This window comes from Streptomyces sp. NPDC038280, from assembly GCF_055600045.1.
On sequence record NZ_JBVJYZ010000012.1, the window covers coordinates 63,115 to 79,930 of the forward strand.

At 69.7% G+C, this 16,816-nt stretch carries 20 protein-coding genes; 12 read left to right on the forward strand and 8 right to left on the reverse strand.

The window, feature by feature from the left end:
• Nucleotides 1-85: 85 nt before the first annotated feature.
• On the reverse strand, nt 86-379 hold the full coding sequence (locus ACZ7J0_RS23085) for a hypothetical protein (protein WP_470890206.1): 294 nt from the start codon (nt 377-379) through the stop codon (nt 86-88).
• Nucleotides 380-880: 501 nt separating this feature from the next.
• Between ACZ7J0_RS23085 and ACZ7J0_RS23090 the strand changes: the two genes are divergently transcribed.
• Nucleotides 881-1,369, forward strand: a complete 489-nt coding sequence (locus ACZ7J0_RS23090) for a carboxymuconolactone decarboxylase family protein (RefSeq protein WP_470890208.1) — start codon at nt 881-883, stop codon at nt 1,367-1,369.
• Between the two features lie 303 nt (nt 1,370-1,672).
• Nucleotides 1,673-1,819, forward strand: a complete 147-nt coding sequence (locus ACZ7J0_RS23095; protein WP_468711701.1) for a hypothetical protein — start codon at nt 1,673-1,675, stop codon at nt 1,817-1,819.
• Between the two features lie 104 nt (nt 1,820-1,923).
• Here the strand turns inward: ACZ7J0_RS23095 and ACZ7J0_RS23100 are convergent, their stop codons facing one another.
• Complete coding sequence (locus tag ACZ7J0_RS23100) at nt 1,924-3,540, reverse strand: sodium/solute symporter (RefSeq protein ID WP_470890210.1); 1,617 nt, start codon at nt 3,538-3,540, stop codon at nt 1,924-1,926.
• Nucleotides 3,537-4,052, reverse strand: coding sequence for a DUF485 domain-containing protein (locus ACZ7J0_RS23105; protein WP_470890212.1), 516 nt, complete (start codon nt 4,050-4,052; stop codon nt 3,537-3,539). Before ACZ7J0_RS23105 ends, ACZ7J0_RS23100 begins: the two co-directional genes overlap by 4 nt.
• 237 nt (nt 4,053-4,289) lie before the next feature.
• On the opposite strand from ACZ7J0_RS23105, the gene ACZ7J0_RS23110 reads away from it, so the two are divergent.
• Entirely contained in the window at nt 4,290-4,682 is a 393-nt protein-coding gene (locus ACZ7J0_RS23110) for an MmcQ/YjbR family DNA-binding protein (protein WP_470890214.1), read from the forward strand.
• 131 nt (nt 4,683-4,813) lie between these two features.
• Nucleotides 4,814-5,896, forward strand: coding sequence for a radical SAM protein (locus ACZ7J0_RS23115; RefSeq protein ID WP_470890216.1), 1,083 nt, complete (start codon nt 4,814-4,816; stop codon nt 5,894-5,896).
• A gap of 6 nt (nt 5,897-5,902) precedes the next feature.
• Here the strand turns inward: ACZ7J0_RS23115 and ACZ7J0_RS23120 are convergent, their stop codons facing one another.
• From ACZ7J0_RS23120 to ACZ7J0_RS23130, 3 genes are all read right to left on the reverse strand, one after another.
• Entirely contained in the window at nt 5,903-7,540 is a 1,638-nt protein-coding gene (locus ACZ7J0_RS23120; protein WP_470890218.1) for a sodium/solute symporter, read from the reverse strand.
• On the reverse strand, nt 7,540-7,752 hold the full coding sequence (locus ACZ7J0_RS23125) for a DUF485 domain-containing protein (RefSeq protein WP_470890220.1): 213 nt from the start codon (nt 7,750-7,752) through the stop codon (nt 7,540-7,542). The genes ACZ7J0_RS23120 and ACZ7J0_RS23125 overlap by 1 nt, the downstream gene beginning before the upstream one ends.
• A gap of 219 nt (nt 7,753-7,971) precedes the next feature.
• Entirely contained in the window at nt 7,972-9,252 is a 1,281-nt protein-coding gene (locus tag ACZ7J0_RS23130; RefSeq protein ID WP_470890222.1) for a PucR family transcriptional regulator, read from the reverse strand.
• A gap of 268 nt (nt 9,253-9,520) precedes the next feature.
• On the opposite strand from ACZ7J0_RS23130, the gene ACZ7J0_RS23135 reads away from it, so the two are divergent.
• Together ACZ7J0_RS23135 and ACZ7J0_RS23140 are read left to right on the forward strand one after the other, a co-directional pair.
• Nucleotides 9,521-9,796: a DUF6193 family natural product biosynthesis protein gene (locus ACZ7J0_RS23135; RefSeq protein WP_470890224.1), complete on the forward strand. Its 276-nt coding sequence runs from the start codon at nt 9,521-9,523 to the stop codon at nt 9,794-9,796.
• Nucleotides 9,797-10,149: 353 nt separating this feature from the next.
• On the forward strand, nt 10,150-10,482 hold the full coding sequence (locus ACZ7J0_RS23140; RefSeq protein ID WP_470890226.1) for a hypothetical protein: 333 nt from the start codon (nt 10,150-10,152) through the stop codon (nt 10,480-10,482).
• 201 nt (nt 10,483-10,683) lie between these two features.
• On the opposite strand, the gene ACZ7J0_RS23145 is transcribed toward ACZ7J0_RS23140, so the two are convergent.
• On the reverse strand, nt 10,684-10,848 hold the full coding sequence (locus ACZ7J0_RS23145; RefSeq protein WP_470890228.1) for a hypothetical protein: 165 nt from the start codon (nt 10,846-10,848) through the stop codon (nt 10,684-10,686).
• 465 nt (nt 10,849-11,313) lie between these two features.
• Between ACZ7J0_RS23145 and ACZ7J0_RS23150 the strand changes: the two genes are divergently transcribed.
• From ACZ7J0_RS23150 to ACZ7J0_RS23175, 6 genes are all read left to right on the forward strand, one after another.
• Complete coding sequence (locus ACZ7J0_RS23150) at nt 11,314-11,517, forward strand: cold-shock protein (RefSeq protein ID WP_469120583.1); 204 nt, start codon at nt 11,314-11,316, stop codon at nt 11,515-11,517.
• Between the two features lie 332 nt (nt 11,518-11,849).
• On the forward strand, nt 11,850-13,346 hold the full coding sequence (locus ACZ7J0_RS23155; protein WP_470890230.1) for a DEAD/DEAH box helicase: 1,497 nt from the start codon (nt 11,850-11,852) through the stop codon (nt 13,344-13,346).
• A 49-nt stretch (nt 13,347-13,395) separates the two neighbouring features.
• Nucleotides 13,396-13,800, forward strand: coding sequence for a CBS domain-containing protein (locus tag ACZ7J0_RS23160; protein ID WP_470890232.1), 405 nt, complete (start codon nt 13,396-13,398; stop codon nt 13,798-13,800).
• 57 nt (nt 13,801-13,857) lie between these two features.
• Entirely contained in the window at nt 13,858-14,163 is a 306-nt protein-coding gene (locus tag ACZ7J0_RS23165) for an SCO5918 family protein (RefSeq protein WP_469120580.1), read from the forward strand.
• A gap of 812 nt (nt 14,164-14,975) precedes the next feature.
• Nucleotides 14,976-15,314 carry a helix-turn-helix domain-containing protein gene (locus ACZ7J0_RS23170; RefSeq protein ID WP_469120579.1) on the forward strand — a complete coding sequence of 113 codons (339 nt, stop codon included), beginning with the start codon at nt 14,976-14,978 and terminating at the stop codon, nt 15,312-15,314.
• A gap of 232 nt (nt 15,315-15,546) precedes the next feature.
• A complete protein-coding gene (locus ACZ7J0_RS23175) occupies nt 15,547-16,167 on the forward strand; it encodes a hypothetical protein (protein ID WP_470890234.1) in 621 nt (206 codons plus the stop codon).
• A gap of 117 nt (nt 16,168-16,284) precedes the next feature.
• On the opposite strand, the gene ACZ7J0_RS23180 is transcribed toward ACZ7J0_RS23175, so the two are convergent.
• Nucleotides 16,285-16,809, reverse strand: coding sequence for a DUF5994 family protein (locus tag ACZ7J0_RS23180; RefSeq protein WP_470890236.1), 525 nt, complete (start codon nt 16,807-16,809; stop codon nt 16,285-16,287).
• Nucleotides 16,810-16,816: the final 7 nt, after the last annotated feature.

The following is a 16,816-nucleotide window of genomic DNA, read 5'->3' on the forward strand; positions in this document are numbered from 1 at the left end:
AGGCCGAGGGCATGGAGCAGCCGGTCGGTGTCCAGGGCACAGCCGAACTCGGCACGTCGGATGACGCCCCGCGCGTCGTCGATGTTCAGCGGGGGCAGGCCCGTGGCAGCCGTCCGTTGTTGCTGGCCCGCTTCAGGTCCTGCGGCGGACCGTCGGCCCAGTCCAGCAGCACGGCCACCAGTCGCCACAACGACACGAAGTCCTTCGGGGCGCTCCTGGCCCTGAACCCCTCGCCCACCGTCGTGGTCGGCAGATCCGCGTCACCGCAAGCCTTCGCGCGCGACCAGCAGGGCTTTCGCTGCAGAGCCGTCCTCTCCAGGCCGACCAGCTCATCGGCCAACGCCTGTCGCCCCGGATGCACGTGCTCTGCCCCCGCCATGTCCCCGCTTCCCGCCTCGCTCCGTCCGGACGGCGTCCGGAGCATCCGGAGCGTCCGGACGCGGTGCTCCGCCGACCCGCCGCAACCTGCGCCGACGCAACCACCGTCCGCCTCATCCGGAACAATCATGCTCAGCCGCAGTGCTCGTGGCACGCTACGCGCTCGCTGACACCGACTCCGCGCACAGGGCCCGCGTTCTCACCGCAGTCGCCGAGGTGATCCGCGCCATCCGTGGCAAGCGGTGAATACACCCGCCGGAACGACGACTTCGCCGGGTGAGGGGAGCGATCGATCCCGCTGACGCGCCTCGCGTGTGCCCCGTCCCTAGAGGAACTCGGAGCGGAGACACGCGCGTCGGGCCGGCGCGCCGGCTCATGGCGCCTGACCGGCTCCGGAGTGCGCCGGAAGGAACTTTTTTTCGGATTCCTGTCACACATCGGTGGCCCGGTGGGTCAGTGGTGTGTAGTCGCCCATTGGGGGCCGATGCGAAGGAGTGCAGCCATGACGAACACTTCGATTTCCCGGATGCCGAACCCGGCGGAGTTCGTGCCGGAGCTGAACGACATCAGCGCCGCTCTGTTCAGGGCCACGGGCAACCGTTCGGTGCCGCGTACCACGATGAGCCTGGTCCACCTGCGGGCCGGGCAGATCGTCGGCAACACCTACCTGACGATCCTGAACACTGGCTTCCTGCGCAAGGCCGGGGAGACCGAGGAGCGCATCACCGCCGTGTCGTCGTGGCAGGACGCCCCGTACTTCACCGATGCCGAGCGCGCCGCCCTCGCCTTGGTGGAGGCCACCCTGCAGCCCGCGCCGCACGGCAGGGAGCGGGTCACGGACGAGCTCTACGCCGAGGTGGCGAAGCACTACGACGAGAAGGCGCTGGCCACCCTCACCATCGCGATCGGCCAGATCAACTTCTTCATCGCCCTGGCCGTCATCGGCAAGCCGCAGCCGGTCACTTCCCTCGCGAGCCAGCAGTGGGACTGACCTGAGTCCCTCCACCGAACCCCCGGCCCCATCCTCTCTCGGGATGGGGCCACTCCTGGCGCCAGATGAGCGACCGGCCGGTGGGCGCCAGCCGGAGCAACCGGGGTTCTCCTGACTGGGCCTGCGGACGCCGCACCTCCCCCTGATCGTCGACGCGGTGCTCACCCGGCGCCGGACGCGCGTCACCGCCGCCGGCGCGCCCCGCAGGAGGTGTCGGCCCGAATGCCGATCCTGATGGCTCCTCATGGACATCGCCAGGAAGCCACGGGGTAGGCGGACCGTACACAGTCCGAAGGAGGAGCCATGTCCGGTTTGATGACGCGTATCAAGCAGTTCACCCGCAGCCCGCAGGGGCAGCGCACGATCGCGTCGGCCCGCCGCGCCGCCGCCGACCCGCGCAAGCGCGCCCAGGCCCGCAGGCTGCTCGGCCGGCTTCGCGGGCGCCGATGACGCGCGTACCGAAGGGCGCCGGGCGCCCGGGCCACTGACGGGCCGGGCGCCTCTCGGGGGCCTCAGGGCAGCCGATTCAGCCTCGATGTCCCTGCCGGGAGGGGTCAGGAGGCGTTGCTGCCCGCCGTTGCCGGGCTGCCGGCCAGGATCGTCGCTTCCACCTCCTCGTAGCGCTGACGCTGGTCGGCCGCGTCCTGGTCGTAGAGCACGGTGGCGAGCCAGCCGGCCAGGAAGCCGAGCGGGATGGAGACGATGCCGCTCGTCGTGAAGGGGAACCAGTTGAAGTCCTGGTCGGGGAAGATGGACTGGGGCGACCCGGACACCAAATTGCTGCCGGTCGTCAGGACGAGGGCGGCGACGGTGCCCACGATGAGCGTGGCGATCAGTCCCGTGCGGGTGTAGCGGCGCCAGAAGAGGCTGTAGACGAGCGCCGGGGCGATGGCGGAGGCGCCGACGCAGAAGGACAGGGTCAGCAGTGCCTGGAGGTTCAGGTGCCGGGCGCCGGCCGCCACGGCGATCGCGACCAGCCCGACACCCGCCGTCGAGGCCCGGGCGACGGCCATCTCGGTGGAGTGCTTCAGGGCGGTCCTGCGCAGCCCGTGGGCGATGAGGTCGTGCGCCAGCGTGTTGGCGCAGGCGAGGGTGACCCCGGCGACCGAGGCGAGCAGGGTCAGGAAGACCGCCGTGGCCACCGCCGTGAAGAGAAGTGTCTCGAGCACGTTCGGGTCCGGTCCCATGACGGCCTGGCTCACCATCAGGAAGGACGTCTGGCCCTGCGGGTCTCCGGCGACGAGCGCCTTGTGGCCGACGATCGCGGCCGCTCCGAAGCCGATGACCGCGAGCATCAGGCAGGTCACGACGACCGTCGAAACGGCCCAGGACAGCGAGCGCCGCACGGCGGTCGTACTGCGGGAGCTGAACATGCGCATCGTGATGTGCGGCAGCACCGCCGCGCCCAGCACGATCGTCAGCTGGGTGGCGATCATGTCGACGTCATCGCCCGCGAACTGCAGCCCGGAGGCGAGATAGGCGTCCCCCGCCCCGCTTCCGGCCTTGGCCGCGTTCAGCAGGAGCGGCAGGCTGAAGTCGAAGCGGTTGAGGATCAGCACCGCGATGGCGGTGGCCGTGCCAAGCAGGACGACGGTCTTGACGATCTGGATGAACGCGGTGCCCTTCATGCCACCGATCGCCGCGTACGCGATCATCAGCAGACCGAGGAACACGATCGCCCCGGTCTTGAAACCGTCGGCGTCGAAACCGAGCACGACGGCGAGCAGATCACCCGCGCCGGCGAGCTGGAAGATCACCAGGGGAAGCAGCGCGGACAGCGTGACCATGGCCGCGGTGATCCGCACGAGCGGTCCCGAGGCGCGGCGGGTGAAGACGTCGCCCATCGTGAACCGGCCGGCGTTCCGCAGCGGTTCGGCGAGCAGGAACATCATCAGGACCAGCGAGAGCACGGTGCTCAGAGTGAGCGTCACGCCGTCGAAGCCGAGCAGCGCGATGATGCCGATGGTGCCGAGCACCGTGCCGGCCGAGATGTAGTCACCCGCGATGGCGAGGCCGCTCTGTACCGGTGACAGCGAGCGGTAGCCGGTGTAGAACTCGCCCAGGTCGCCGTGGTCCGGGCCGGTCATCACGCACACCAGCAGGGTGACCGTGATGACGGCGATGAACGCCACCAGCGACATGGTCTGGGCGTCGGAGCCGAACTCGGTCATGATCGGGCACCTTCCCTGGGGCCTGCGGGCCACTGCCACTGCTCCTGGCCGGCGGGGTACGCCGGACCGTCCGTCCGCGAGCCGCCGCGGGCCGCCCGTCCGCGCGTCTCCTCTGCCCGCTGCGGGCTGTGCTCCCGGATGACCGCCGCGAGCGGGTCGATACGACGGCGTGCGATGCGCTCGTACAGGGCGATCGCCGCGAGCGCCACCGGCAGCTGACAGAGGCCGAGCAGCAGGCCCGTGTTGAGGCCGCCGGTGATCTCGCTCGTCATCAGCCCGGGCACGAAAGCCGCGAGGAGGAGGAAGAGGACGAAGTACCCGAGAGCGGTGAGCGTCGCGACGCGGCGCAGCGTGCGGTAGCCGGACCGGAGCGCGTCGAGGTCGCGGTGAGGGCGGTGCGACTCGTGGTGGTCCTGGTACTGCGGCGGCGCGGGCGCGTCCCAGAAGTACGCGGCCGCGTCGTCGGTGTGGCGCGAGGGGGGTGGGTCGGGGAAGGGGCGGTGGTACGACATCGACTTGCTCCTTGCCGCCGCGGGGGCGGGCGGGCGGATGGTATGCCGGGTGGTGCGCGAAGGTTACTCATCGGTAGCGAGGTGGCGTAAGAGGGGTCCCACCGACTGGACGGACGGGTTCGGTGGAGATTCCGCGCAGGTGGGAGCACGCCTGCGGCTCCGCCGACGTTCCCGGATGCTCGCGCTCGCTGCGGCTAGCGTGTCGACCAGAGGGGTCCACGACACGAGGAGGCGTCGATGAAGGCTGCGGTACGCACCTGGGAGGCGGTGCGGAAGTTCGCTCTCGGACTGCCGGGCGCCGTGGAGGAGTTCCCCTGGGGTCCCGAGGACTGTGTGGTGAAGGTCAACAAGAAGATCTTCGTCTTTCTCGGCAACGTGGACGGGCCCCAGGCCCCCGGTATCTCCGTCAAGCTGAAGGACCAGGCGCTGCACGAGCACGCGATGACAACCCCGGGCGCGGAACCAACCGGGTACGGACTCGGCCGGGCCGGCTGGGTCTCCGTACCGCTGGGGGAGAAGGGAGCGCCGAAGGCGGAGTTGCTGTGCGAGTGGGTGGAGGAGAGCTACCGGACCGTCGCCCTCAAGCGGCAGGTCAAGGAACTCGACGCACGGATCCCGGCGAACGGCTAGCTGGGCCTGGGCGTGGCGGTGGCGCGGAGCTCTGTGGACTCGGCCTGTCTGCCCGGGCGGCGCGCTGCCGGCGCGAAACACCCGTCTAGTCGGTACGTCTGCGCGGGCCGCGGCGGGCCATGGGTGAGACGGTGGCACGTGTCGGCGTCAGGTCCTGGGATCAGGAAGAGTGGGTTGATATGGGCGGTCGAGTCTGCGATGACCCGGTCTGGCTGGACTTCCTCTGGCTCGAAGTGACCAATCGGTGCAACCTGCAGTGCGTGCACTGCTATTCGGACTCGCATCCCCAGAGCGGCTACCGCGACCTCCTGTCGAGGGACCACTACGACAGGGTCATGGAGGACGCCTACGGGCTCGGCTGTCGGAAGGTGCAGCTCATTGGAGGGGAGCCGCAGCTGAGTCCGCACTTCGGCCACCTTCTGGAGAAGGCGAAGCACATCGGGTACGAGTTCGTCGAGGTCTTCTCCAACCTGACTCACCTGAGTGACGAAACGATCGATTTCGCGGCACGGAATGACGTTGCCTTTGCGACGTCGGTGTATTCGCACGATCCAGCGGTGCACGACAACGTGACCAAGGTGCGGTCGAGCCATGAGCGCACCGTCCGGAACCTCGGCAGGCTCGTCGAGCGCGGAGTCACCGTCCGTGCCGCCGTGATCGCCATCGACCAGGGCAAGGACGAGATCGACCGCACGAAGGACTTCCTGAAGAGGATGGGCGTCCATTCCGTGAGGGTGGGCGCCGTGAGGGAGTTCGGTCGAGCGCAGGACGTCATGTCGCAGGGTGCGCGGCTCTCGGGCCTGTGCGGTCACTGCTGGCGGGGGCGGCTCTGCGTAAGCCCTGATGGAACGGCGTATCCCTGTGTCATGGCAAGGCAATGGCCGGTCGGCAACGTCATGGAGGAGGAGCTTTCGCAGATCCTCCAGGGCGATCCGCTCGACCGGATGCGTCAGACGATCCGCGAAGAGGTGTGGCTTCCCCGGGAGCGGTCCCACGCGGATCGCTCGAAGACCTGCGGACCCTCGAAGACCGGCGAACCGCAGCCCTATTGCTCACCGGACGTCGGACCCTGCGGTCCAGGCGATTGCCCGCAGGGCGGTGACGACCCCACACCCGCCTGCGTCCCTGACGGCTGTCCGCAGAGCTGCGAACCGGACACGTGCCCGCAGAGCTGCGACCCCAACCCGTTCTGCTCACCTGACGTCGAGGAGTAGTACGCGCTACGCGTCGGGGGCCCTCGGGCTCCCCTGCAGGACGTGGTCCTCGGTGAGCGCCGCCCGAGCCGCCGGTCGCTTCCCCGCGACGCTGCCCAGCCAGCCGAGCAGGAAGGCAGCCGGTATCGAGACGAGGACGACCGTCTGGAGCGGGAACCAGTCGACGTGCCAGCCCGGGAACAGTGCCAAGGGATTGCCGGAGAAGACCGGACCCGACAACTGCAGGCCGACCGCGCAGCACAGACCGCCGTACAAGGTCCACAGGAGCCCGGTTCGGGTGTAGCCCTTCCAGAAGAGTGAGTACACCAGTGCGGGAAGGAGGGAGGAGGCCGCCACCGCGAGGGAGAGGGCCGTCAGGAACAGGACGTTCCACCCTTGGACCCAGACCGCCAGTCCGATGCTCAACAGGCCCACGCCGGCGGACGCCAGACGCGCGGCGGCCACTTCCCGGCCCTCGGTCGTGCGCCCACCGCGCAGTACATGGGTGTACAGGTCGTGGGCGACGGCTCCGGCCGCGGCCAGGGTGACGCTCGCGACGACGGCCAGCGTGGTGAGGAACGCCGCGGAGGCGACGAGGACGACGAGAAGAGCACCGTTCGTGTGGGTGGACGAACCGCCCGCCAGCTCGCCCGTGAGCATCAACAGGGCGCTGTTGCCTCCGGGGTCCGCGGCCATGATCGCCGGAGCGCCGACCAGCGCGGCCGCCGCGAAGCCCATGAGGGCCGTGGTGAAGCAGAAGCCGCCGACGATGGTGAGGGTGTGGCGCACGGTGCGGCGCGCGGTGGCGGCGTCGGGAGCCGTGCCGATGTGCATGACGACGTGCGGCAGACACGCCGCTCCGAGCACGATGGTGATCATCAGCCCGATGAAGTCGAGCGTGCCTTCGGGTTGGGTGCTGCCGGCGAACCGGAGGCCGGGGCGCAGGTAGTCGGCGGGCCGGCCGCTGCCCCTCGCGGCGGCGTCGAGCAGCGCGTCGGTGCTCCAGTGAAAGCGGTGCAACAGCACGGCGGTCACGGCCAGGGCCGCGCACAGCAGCACCACCGTCTTGATCACCTGGATCACGATCGTGCCGCGCATGCCGCCGAAGACGGTGGCACAGAGGACCAGTGCGCCGATCATGACGATCGCCGTCTGTTCGACGCCAGGACCGGAAAGTCCCAGCAGGGCCGCGATGGTCACTCCGGCACCGGAGAGCTGGACGACCAGATAGGGGACGCACGTGCACAACGTCACGACGGCGACCGCGATCCTCACCACGCGCCCCGGAGTCCGCAGGGCGAACGTGTCGCCCAGGGTGTAGCCGGTGCGTTCGCGCAGGGGGAGGGCCAGCAGGAGGAGCACACCGAGGGAAAGCAGGGTGCACAGGGCGATGAACAGGCCGTCGTAGCCGAAGACCGCGACGCTGCCGGTGGTGCCGAGAACCGTGGCCGTGGACAGGTAGACGCCGGACAGTACGAGGGCTCCCCGCAGGGGCCGCAGCGTGCGCCCCGCCGCGTAGAAGTCGTTGATCCGGTCCCTCGCGGGGCCGCTCAGGACGCAGACGAACAGAATGGGGACGACGAACGTCACGAAGCACCCGATGATCAGGGCGCGTGTGTCGGTGTCGAGGGCGCCCGGCGCGGCGAGCGAAATCTCCGGTCTCATCAGTACTCCCCGTGCTGCCCGTGCTCCTGCGCGGCATACGCACTGCGGTCGTAGCGCGCCGCTGTCCACACCAGCAGGAATCCCTGGAGCAGGAGGGCCGGAAGGCCGAGCGTGGTCTCACCCAGGACGGGGGTGGCCATGAAGTCGGTGGCGGAGCAGGCGAGCAGCAGGTGGAGGGCGAAGGCCGAGCCGTTGATCAGGGCGAAGGACATGCCGGGGCGGCGGTGAGGAGCGAGGGGATGCCGCGGGTGAGGATGCGGCCGAGCGGCGTGCGGGTGGGCCATTGGAGGTCTCCTGGCGGGCATGGGTGCGGGGCGGATCGCCTCTGAACGAGGCTCACCAGAGCACCTCGACCCGGTCCCGTCCATGCGGTGCGCCGACGCCGTTGTCCACTCCCAACGTGGGCGGGGTGCGGTTGTGCCGCTGCACACTCACTCGGCTGGGAGGGGGCGCTCGCCGGTGATGCCGAGTGCCGTGGCCGGCCCGAACAGGCGGTGGGCGTCGAGCGCGAGGGTCAGGTGCACCAGGTCGCGGGGATGGGCCAGCGCGAGGCCGGTCAACTGCTCGAAGCGGCGCAGACGATTGAGCACGGTGTTGCGGTGGCAGAGCATGTGCCGGGCGGTCCGGACGGCGGAGCCACCGCTCTCGATCCAGACTCCGAGGGTGTCGAACAGCGTGGTGCGGTCGGCCGGTTCCAGCTCGTACAGCGGCCGGAGCACCCGTTGTGCCAGCTCTGCCGACACGTCGGGCCGCGAGATCAGGAGCCCGTCGGGCAGGCGGGCGTCGAGCCTGGCGACCTCGCCGTCGCCCCGGCAGGTACGAAGGGCGAGGCCGGCCATGTCACACGCGCGGGCCAGGCTTCCGAGACCCTGGACGACCGGGCTGATCCCGATACGGAGCCCGGGACCGGCGGCCAGCCCGGAGACGAACGCGTCGAGAGGGCGGTCACCCAGGTGGGCGACCAGTACATCCCGCTGTCCGCCGGCATGCCGCAGGACGCGGATGCCGCGCAGGGTCGGGGCCGTCCCGGGCACCCGGCCGTACGGCGGTGTCGCCGCCACCACCGCCACCGCGAAACGTCCGTCCAGCGGCAACTCGAGGAGCTCCGCCGCGGTCCGGGTGAACTCGGCGTCCTTGCCGGTCTCGAGCAACGCGGCGAGGACCAGCCGGACGCGTTCGGCGTGCCGGCCGGCCACGCCGTCGACGACCTGCCGGTAGGCGTCGGCGACCAGGACGGCGTCGCGGTCGTTGCTCTTCCACACCAGCTCGGCGACATGCACCAGCCGGCGCGTGTCGCCCAGTCCATCGCGCTCCACGACGTCGATGATCCCGCTCCAGACCCGGGACCCGGCGATGCGGAAGGCGTGCAGCACTTCGTCGAGGGGGCGGCCCTGTTCGGCGCGCCGCATGCCCAGCTCCCTGGTGTACCGCTCGACGTCGACGATCCTGGCCGGATCGACACAGGCCTCCAGCGCGTGGCGGACGCCGGCGCCCACGGTCTGGCGTACGTCGGGCGGCGCGAGCACCGGGTCGGCGTAGTACGGCACCTCGGCGCGGATCGCGTCCACGACCGTGTCCGTGAATTCCGTGCCGTACGCGAGCAGGCGGCGGCATGCGCGGTCGAAGAGCTGAGGGGGAGCGGGATCCGGAGCGCCGACGGCCGCGCCGCGGTCCAGGCTGCGGCCGCTGCCGGGGACGGAAGGATGGTGCATGGTGCCTCCAGGCGGACGGGGCGTGCGCGAACACCACGCGCGCGGCCCGCCGTTGACCGCGCGCAGTGCGATGACGTTCCACCACCGGGTCGGTCACCGGGCGTACGTCGCCTGTGCCCCCACCCCGGGGACCGCCATGCTAAGCGGTCGCTTACGCGCGGGCGGCGTCTCGACCGAATCGTGATGTCGGCGGCCGGCGGGGGTCCGTCCGCCCTCACTGCCAGGGGTGGCCGCAAGCCCCTGACATGGTTGCCGTTCAGGGGAGATGATGACGTTTCGGCTCGTGATCGAGGCGGCGCACGCCGAGCCGGCGCTGCGCGCCCTCTACCCGTTCACGAGCCACTGGACGCTGCGCTTCTCGACCACCACCCGCCCACGCCTGACCGTCGTCGGACCATGCCTGACCGCAGGCAGCGACGGCACGTATGGGGTGGGCAGGGGCTTCACTCCGGATCTCGGCCTGTTCGCCACAGCGCACGAGGCCGTGGCGCTGGCCGTGCGCCGGTTGCCGCCCGGGCTCGGCCCGATCGCACTCGGCGGATGACCCCGCCCGGCTGTGGCCGGGGCGACAGCGCAGCAGCGGACCAGCGAGACGCTGCCAACGGCCGACCGAAGCGGTCCGCTCCCTCGGTATCGCGCCAGGCGCCCCCAGTCACAACGTCGGCATCCAACCTGACAGGAGCGCCTTGGCAACGGCTGGGCCGCCCACGAGGGTGGGGCAAGAGGAAGCGCAGGTGCGAGCTGCGCGGGGCGGATCTCGCAGCCCTGAGCCGGTGGCTACCGAGCCGGCGGTCGCAACGGCAGGACAGCCGCCTGGGACACGATGAGTACGGGGACCGGCCTGCTCTGAGTACGTCCGCGCAGGGGAAACCGCTGCGGAACCGCTTGACTGTTCTCATGCACGAAACGACCTCAGCCCCGACCGCCGGCAGCGCCGCCGAGACTGCCGACAGCCGCGAGGTTCCGGTGTGGTGCACCGTCTTGACGGTGCTCCTGATGCCCGTGGCCTTCTTCTTCGGCGCGTTGGCCCCGATGGCCACGGACGCCCGCCCCCACACCGTGGCCGTCGTCATGGCCTGCTGGTGGGCGTCCTGGACGGTCACCCCGCTCCTCGTGGTGGTTTCCCGGCTCACTCCCCGCCGCCCCTTCCTCACCACGGCGTGCCGCTGGGCAGGACGTGCCGCGCCCGTGCCGCCGATGGCTGTGGTCCTGCTGGTGCTCACCCTGTAGACGGCGGGCAAACGGTGTTCAGGCGGGGAGGCCGTGAGGCTACAGCAGCACCATCTGCGCCCGCCGTCAGGTCGCCACCGAGCCCGTGCCTCTGCTGATCGTCCGCGGTAGCCGCCGGCCCTCGCCGTCATCGATCTCGCGAACGCGCACTCGTTCTGCCACCCGCGTAGCTGATGGCCCGATGCCTCTGGAGCGCCAGACTCAGGGGGAGTTGTCGAGGCCGACCGCGAGAGTCTTACCTGCGGCGCCTGACCGGGTGACGCCCTCGACTGCCACACAGATGCCGAAGACACGATCGTGGCTGGTCCAGCCGTTGACGCGGCCACGGATACTGCTGATCTGCACCCGCTTTTTGGCGGGGTCCACGGGCGACACCAAGTGCAAGTACACCGTCCCGGCGACACGGGCGAGGACGATGTCCCCGACCTCCAGCTTCGATGGGTCGACCGGAGCAAGGACTTGAAGGGTTAGGGCTGCCCGGAGGATCACGGCCGGTGCCAGGTGGCTGCCGAGACGGCAGCGTGGGCAAGGAAATCCGCCTGACGACCCGAAGAAATATCTGTTCCCGCGAAGTGAGGGTTTAACGGACCGCACAGTGAGAGTTTTTGGCACAGCGGAAGAGCGGAAGTATTCAACACCCTCCGGGAGCTTCGGCGTGCTACTGTCGATCTCAGTTGCAGTTGTGGTTCCCAAACTTCAAGTGCCTTCGGTCGGCTTCTGTGCGACTGGGAGCGCTTTTGTATTTCCGGTCATTTTCCGGGTGGGGTAATCATCGCGGCGACACGGCGTCCGCGCAGTGCGGACCCCGATGTGCCCCAAAGGAGACATGACATGAGTACTGGCACCGTGAAGTGGTTCAACGCAGAAAAGGGCTTCGGCTTCATCGAGCAGGACGGTGGCGGCGCCGACGTGTTCGCCCACTACTCGAACATCGCCGCCCAGGGCTTCCGTGAGCTCCAGGAAGGCCAGAAGGTCAGCTTCGACATCGCGCAGGGCCAGAAGGGCCCGACGGCCGAGAACATCGTTCTCGCCTGACGTTGACGCGTACGACGTAGCTGGGGCCCGCATCCTTCGGGGTGCGGGCCCCAGCTGCACGCATTCCCCGGAGTGGTTTCGCCTCCGGGAAGATTTTGAGGGGTCCGCGCCCTCACCGCACGCGGACACCCCGTTCAGAGCTGCCATACCGCAGTCGACGCCCGGGCTTCACACCCGTATTGCGTCACCCATTTCCAGCGCCTCTGGCCGAGCTAGTTTCCCGCCGACCAGATTCGCTTTCGCGTTCCATTCGGCCCATTCTTGCAATTCTCCGAGCGGCTCATTCGCTGCGGGAAATTCCTTGATATGCGCCGCATCGAGGAAGGTTCCGCATGAACCGCACACGCACGAACGACCGCTTCTCCCGCACGCGGAATGGCCGTACCGGCTCCGCACAAGGTGGCAGCCGCCTCGGCTCGTCGGCCCGCAGCAGCTCCGGTGGGGCAGGCCGCTCGGGCGGCTACGGCCGCCGGACCGCCACTGTGCAGGGTGAGTTCGCACTCCCCGAGACGATCACCCCGGCGCTGGCCGCCGTCGAGACGTTCGCCGATCTCGACATGCCCCCGCAGCTGCTCGCCGCGCTCGGGGCCGAGGGCGTGACCGTACCGTTCCCGATCCAGGGCGCGACCCTGCCGAACACCCTCGCGGGGCGTGACGTTCTGGGCCGCGGCCGCACCGGCTCCGGCAAGACGCTCGCCTTCGGGCTGGCGCTGCTGGCCCGTACCGCCGGTCGGCGCGCCGAACCCCGCCAGCCCCTTGCCCTGGTCCTCGTCCCCACCCGCGAGCTGGCGCAGCAGGTGACCGACGCGCTCACTCCGTACGCCCGCTCGCTGAAGCTGCGGCTGACCACGGTCGTGGGCGGCATGTCGATCGGCAGGCAGGCGGGCGCGCTGCGAGGTGGTGCCGAGGTCGTCGTCGCGACCCCGGGCCGGCTCAAGGACCTCATCGACCGCGGCGACTGCCGGCTGGACCAGGTGCGCATCACCGTGCTGGACGAGGCCGACCAGATGGCGGACATGGGCTTCCTGCCGCAGGTCACCGCGCTGCTCGACCAAGTGCGTCCCGAGGGGCAGCGGATGCTGTTCTCCGCCACTCTGGACCGCAACGTCGACCTGCTCGTCCGCCGGTACCTGACCGATCCCGTCGTGCACTCCGTGGACCCCTCGGCCGGTGCGGTCACGACGATGGAGCACCACGTGCTGCATGTCCACGGCGCCGACAAGCAGGCCACCACGACGGAGATCGCCGCCCGTGACGGCCGCGTGATCATGTTTCTCGACACGAAGCACGCCGTCGACCGGCTCACCCGGGACCTGCTGGGCAGCGGCGTACGAGCCGCCGCGCTGCACGGCGGCAAGTCACAGCCGCAGCGCACCCGCACGCTGGCGCAGTTCAAGACCGGGCACGTCACCGTGCTGGTCGCCACGAACGTCGCCGCCCGCGGTATTCACGTCGACAACCTCGATCTCGTCGTCAACGTCGACCCGCCGACCGACCACAAGGACTATCTGCACCGTGGTGGCCGTACCGCCCGCGCAGGCGAGTCCGGCAGTGTCGTCACCCTCGTCACCCCGAACCAACGACACGGCATGGTGCGCCTCATGTCGGATGCGGGCATCCGCCCGCGGATCACTCAAGTCCGGTCCGGCGAGGCCGAACTGAGCCGCATCACCGGCGCCCAGGCTCCTTCCGGCATCCCGGTCGTCATCCCCGCACCCGTCGCCGACCGCCCCAAGCGCGACGCCGCCTCCCGCCGGCGGCGCGGCCGGTCCTCGCAGGTGACGCGCGGTACCGCCCAGCGCCGGTCCGCCATCGGCTCGGCCGCCTAGGACCTTCGTACGCGGATCGACAACCGACCATTCTCTGCTGGAGGCATGTGTGACACCGGTTCAAACGCAGCCCCACCCCACGAGCACCACCTCAACGAACAGGAGCGTGGTCGAGGCCATGGACGAGGCCGGACCGCAGGTCTGGGGCGATATGACCGTCGAGGTGGCCCTGTCCGTCATGGCCAGTGCCCGCGCCGGGCACCTGCTCCTCTGCGACGAGGACGGCCGGTGCACCGGTCTGGTCACCCAGGCCCAGCTCACCGCCGCCCGCGAGAGCTCCTCGTACACGGACCGTGTCCGCCTGCGCGACCTCCTCGGCGACCACGGACCGGTCACCTCCCCTGTGGCCAGGCCGGCCGGGGCGGAGCACGTGATGCGCCACAGCCGGTTCGCAACGTTGCCCGCGGTCGGTGGGCAGGCCTGCACCACAGGCGTCCTGAGCCTCTCCCGCTGAACCGCCCCAACCCCGGCGGCCCCCTCTCCACCCCTCCCCTTCTCCCTGTGAGGCCCTATGCGCTGCGTCATCGCCCGCTTCCCGTTCGACCTGACGAAGAGCGGCGTGCTGGAAACGATGAAGGGTGTGAAACCAGAACCGGTGACGGGAGAGTCCGTGACCATCGGACGCCGTCAGTACCCCGTCAAGCAGGTGGGCGCGGTCATCACCCGCCAGGACCGTCGTGATTTCAGCGCCGGTGAAGTCGTCCGGGCCATGACCCTCCTCGGCTTCGTCTGCCGACCGGGGCCCCAGGCGGCGCCCACGTACGTCAGCCCGATGCAGCAGGCGTCCGCCCTGCTCGGCACTCCCGCGCCGGTCTGACCGGCGGGGAGACGCAAGCCGCACCTGAACAGCAGTGAGGGCCCGACCGGAACGTTCCGGTCGGGCCCGACGCATGTCCGCCCCTCGCCTACTGGAGGGAGAGTATTGCCTGATCGTCAGATACGAAAACCTACAGCGGCCAGAGTAGACATTCAGCTGTGGTGTGGTTATGGTTTCTCTCGTAGCCAAGATCGAGGAAGGCCCGGCAGAGATGAACTGCCGGGCCGCAGTACACGAGCAGTTCGCAGGACGGTGCGGTGGTGGAGTCCCGAAGCCATGGTTTTCGCAGGAAGGCGACGGGACTGACGGCCGGACCGGGTGGCCCGCGGTGATCAGGGGCCGCCGTGAAGAGTAAGTGCAGTTGCAGTTCCGTAGGTGCAGTTCGTAGTACCAGCAGTGCGGTGGTTCCTCAGTGAAGGCGTCGGGCTGCGGGCGCGCGTGCTGAGGGTCGACAGTGGGGTTCCAAGCCGGACGGACGCAGGATGGCGAGGGGCCGGCTGTCGAGAGGGTGGCGCTTTCCCAGGCCACCGGCAGTTCGCAGTAAGTGAGTTGGTTCAGAGGAAGAACGGAGGAGTTGAGCACCATCGGGATCGCCCGGGCGGAAGTCCTTTTCCCCCGAGTACCGCAGGACATCGAGAGGCAGGTGGTCTCCGGTCACACATCCGCGATCCCCGCACCCCCGACCCCGTATGGGGCGGCCGTGCGGACACAGTAGGCCGGCGCAGTAGTGGGCCGGCAGATGGTGCAGTTCCTTCGGGGCCCTGGTGCCGTACGGCACCAGGGCCCCTCCACGCGTTCCGCAGAGAGGTGAGATGACAGCAGACGATCCGATCGGCCGTCTCGAAGACGACGACTACCCCGCCTACACGATGGGGCGGGCGGCTGAGATGCTCGGCACCACTCCGGGCTTCCTGCGCGCCCTCGGCGAAGCACGGCTGATCACCCCCCTCCGATCCGAGGGCGGTCACCGGCGCTACTCCCGGTACCAGTTGCGCATCGCGGCCCGCGCCCGGGAACTCGTCGACCAGGGCACCCCCATCGAGGCCGCCTGCCGCATCATCATCCTTGAAGACCAACTCGAGGAAGCCCAGCGCATCAACGCCGAACACCGCCGCTCCGCGGCCGAACCACACCCGCCGGCCACGGCCTGAGGTGAGCGTGGCCGCCGGAGCTGGCGCACACCACATGCCCGCGCGGCGCGGATCCTTGCTGGGCTGCCACGGTCAAGGCGTGGAAGACCTCGGGGAAGCCGAACCCACGAGGTGGCCCCGGAAGACGATGCCGGCATCGCCGGACATGGCCGGTTCCGCCGCCCCCGTGAACTCCGGTCCACGTCATCCGCCGCCAATTGGGCCCGGATACGTCGTGTAACGCCGGCTCACCATGGGCACGATCAAGGCTCCCGAGCTGGCTCCTCCGCTCGCCTACGCCCAAGGACCGCCGATGCTTCCCGAGTTCCGCTCCCACGCATCCGCCCCCCTCGCACATCAGCTGGAACATGGATTGGGCCTGAGTCCGCACCTCGAAGCAGGCCGTCTCGACGTGGGGCGCGTCGCCGATATCGCGGTGGTCGCAGCGGCCCACTCCGACGGGTACGCCGCCACCGCGCACCTCCTCGGCCTGTTCGCGGCGCTCCCCGCCCCCACCGAGGCAGGCGAACACTTCTGGTCCGATCTGTGGAGGTCCTCGGGCACCGCCTACCTCCTGCCCGGCAACATCAAGGCGCTGGTCCTGCGTTCCCTGGCCGGAGAGGGCGCCGGTCTGGCCCGGCAGATCCTCTCGGCCGTGGACGAGATGACCCCGCCCCAGCGCATGGCGGCCGGGGAGGTGATCGGACAGGCACTCGCCGAGTCCGACCATCTGCCCGACCTCAAGACCCAGGTCATCGGTGAACTATGGCTCCGCGACCTCGAACTCACCGCCTGGCGCATCGTGCACGCGGACCACAAATCGACGAACCTCGATGGGCGGAAAGCCTTCCTCGACGCCTGGACGAACGTCTGAGCGCCCGGGCCTCTCGGTCTGTCCTCCACGCCCGCGCCGGCCTGAGCCGTTCACGCGGGCCGGTGCGAGCCGTCCCACGGGCGGTCGCGGCACGACCGAAGCGCCCAAACGGCTTCCTCACCCTTCGCGGCGTTCCTGGCCCGTCCGAGGCCCTTCGGCGGGAATCGCGTGTGCTCGCTGGGTTCCGGTCTCGATGAGGATCTGTTCGGCCTGGGTGACATTGTCGGCCCGTACGGCTCGGGCCATCGCGGCGCGTGCCGCGTCAGCCGTCGCGTGCGGCGGGACCACGAGCAGGGAGAAGTGGTCCCGGTCGCCGCGAGTAATGAGGACGGTGTCGTCACCGACGGCGAAGGAGTCGAGGTGCACGATGCGGTCGTCGACGATCAGACGGGTGGGCAGCTCCTCCCAGGCGCCGGTGTCCAGGCCGACGCGCGTGACCGGGCCGAGATGCTCGGTCAACGCGGAGATCAGGCCGGGAAGCTCGGTGCCGATGTCCCGCGAACGCGGCCACCAGGCGCCGTCGAGGATTCCCTCGCGGGCATGTGTCGTCTCCAGCCTCAACAGCACCGTTCCGGGCCTCACGGCATGGTGAATCTCGTCCGGCAGCAGCTGGGGGTCGCGAAGGTCGTCGGAGTCGGCCATGGTGTGT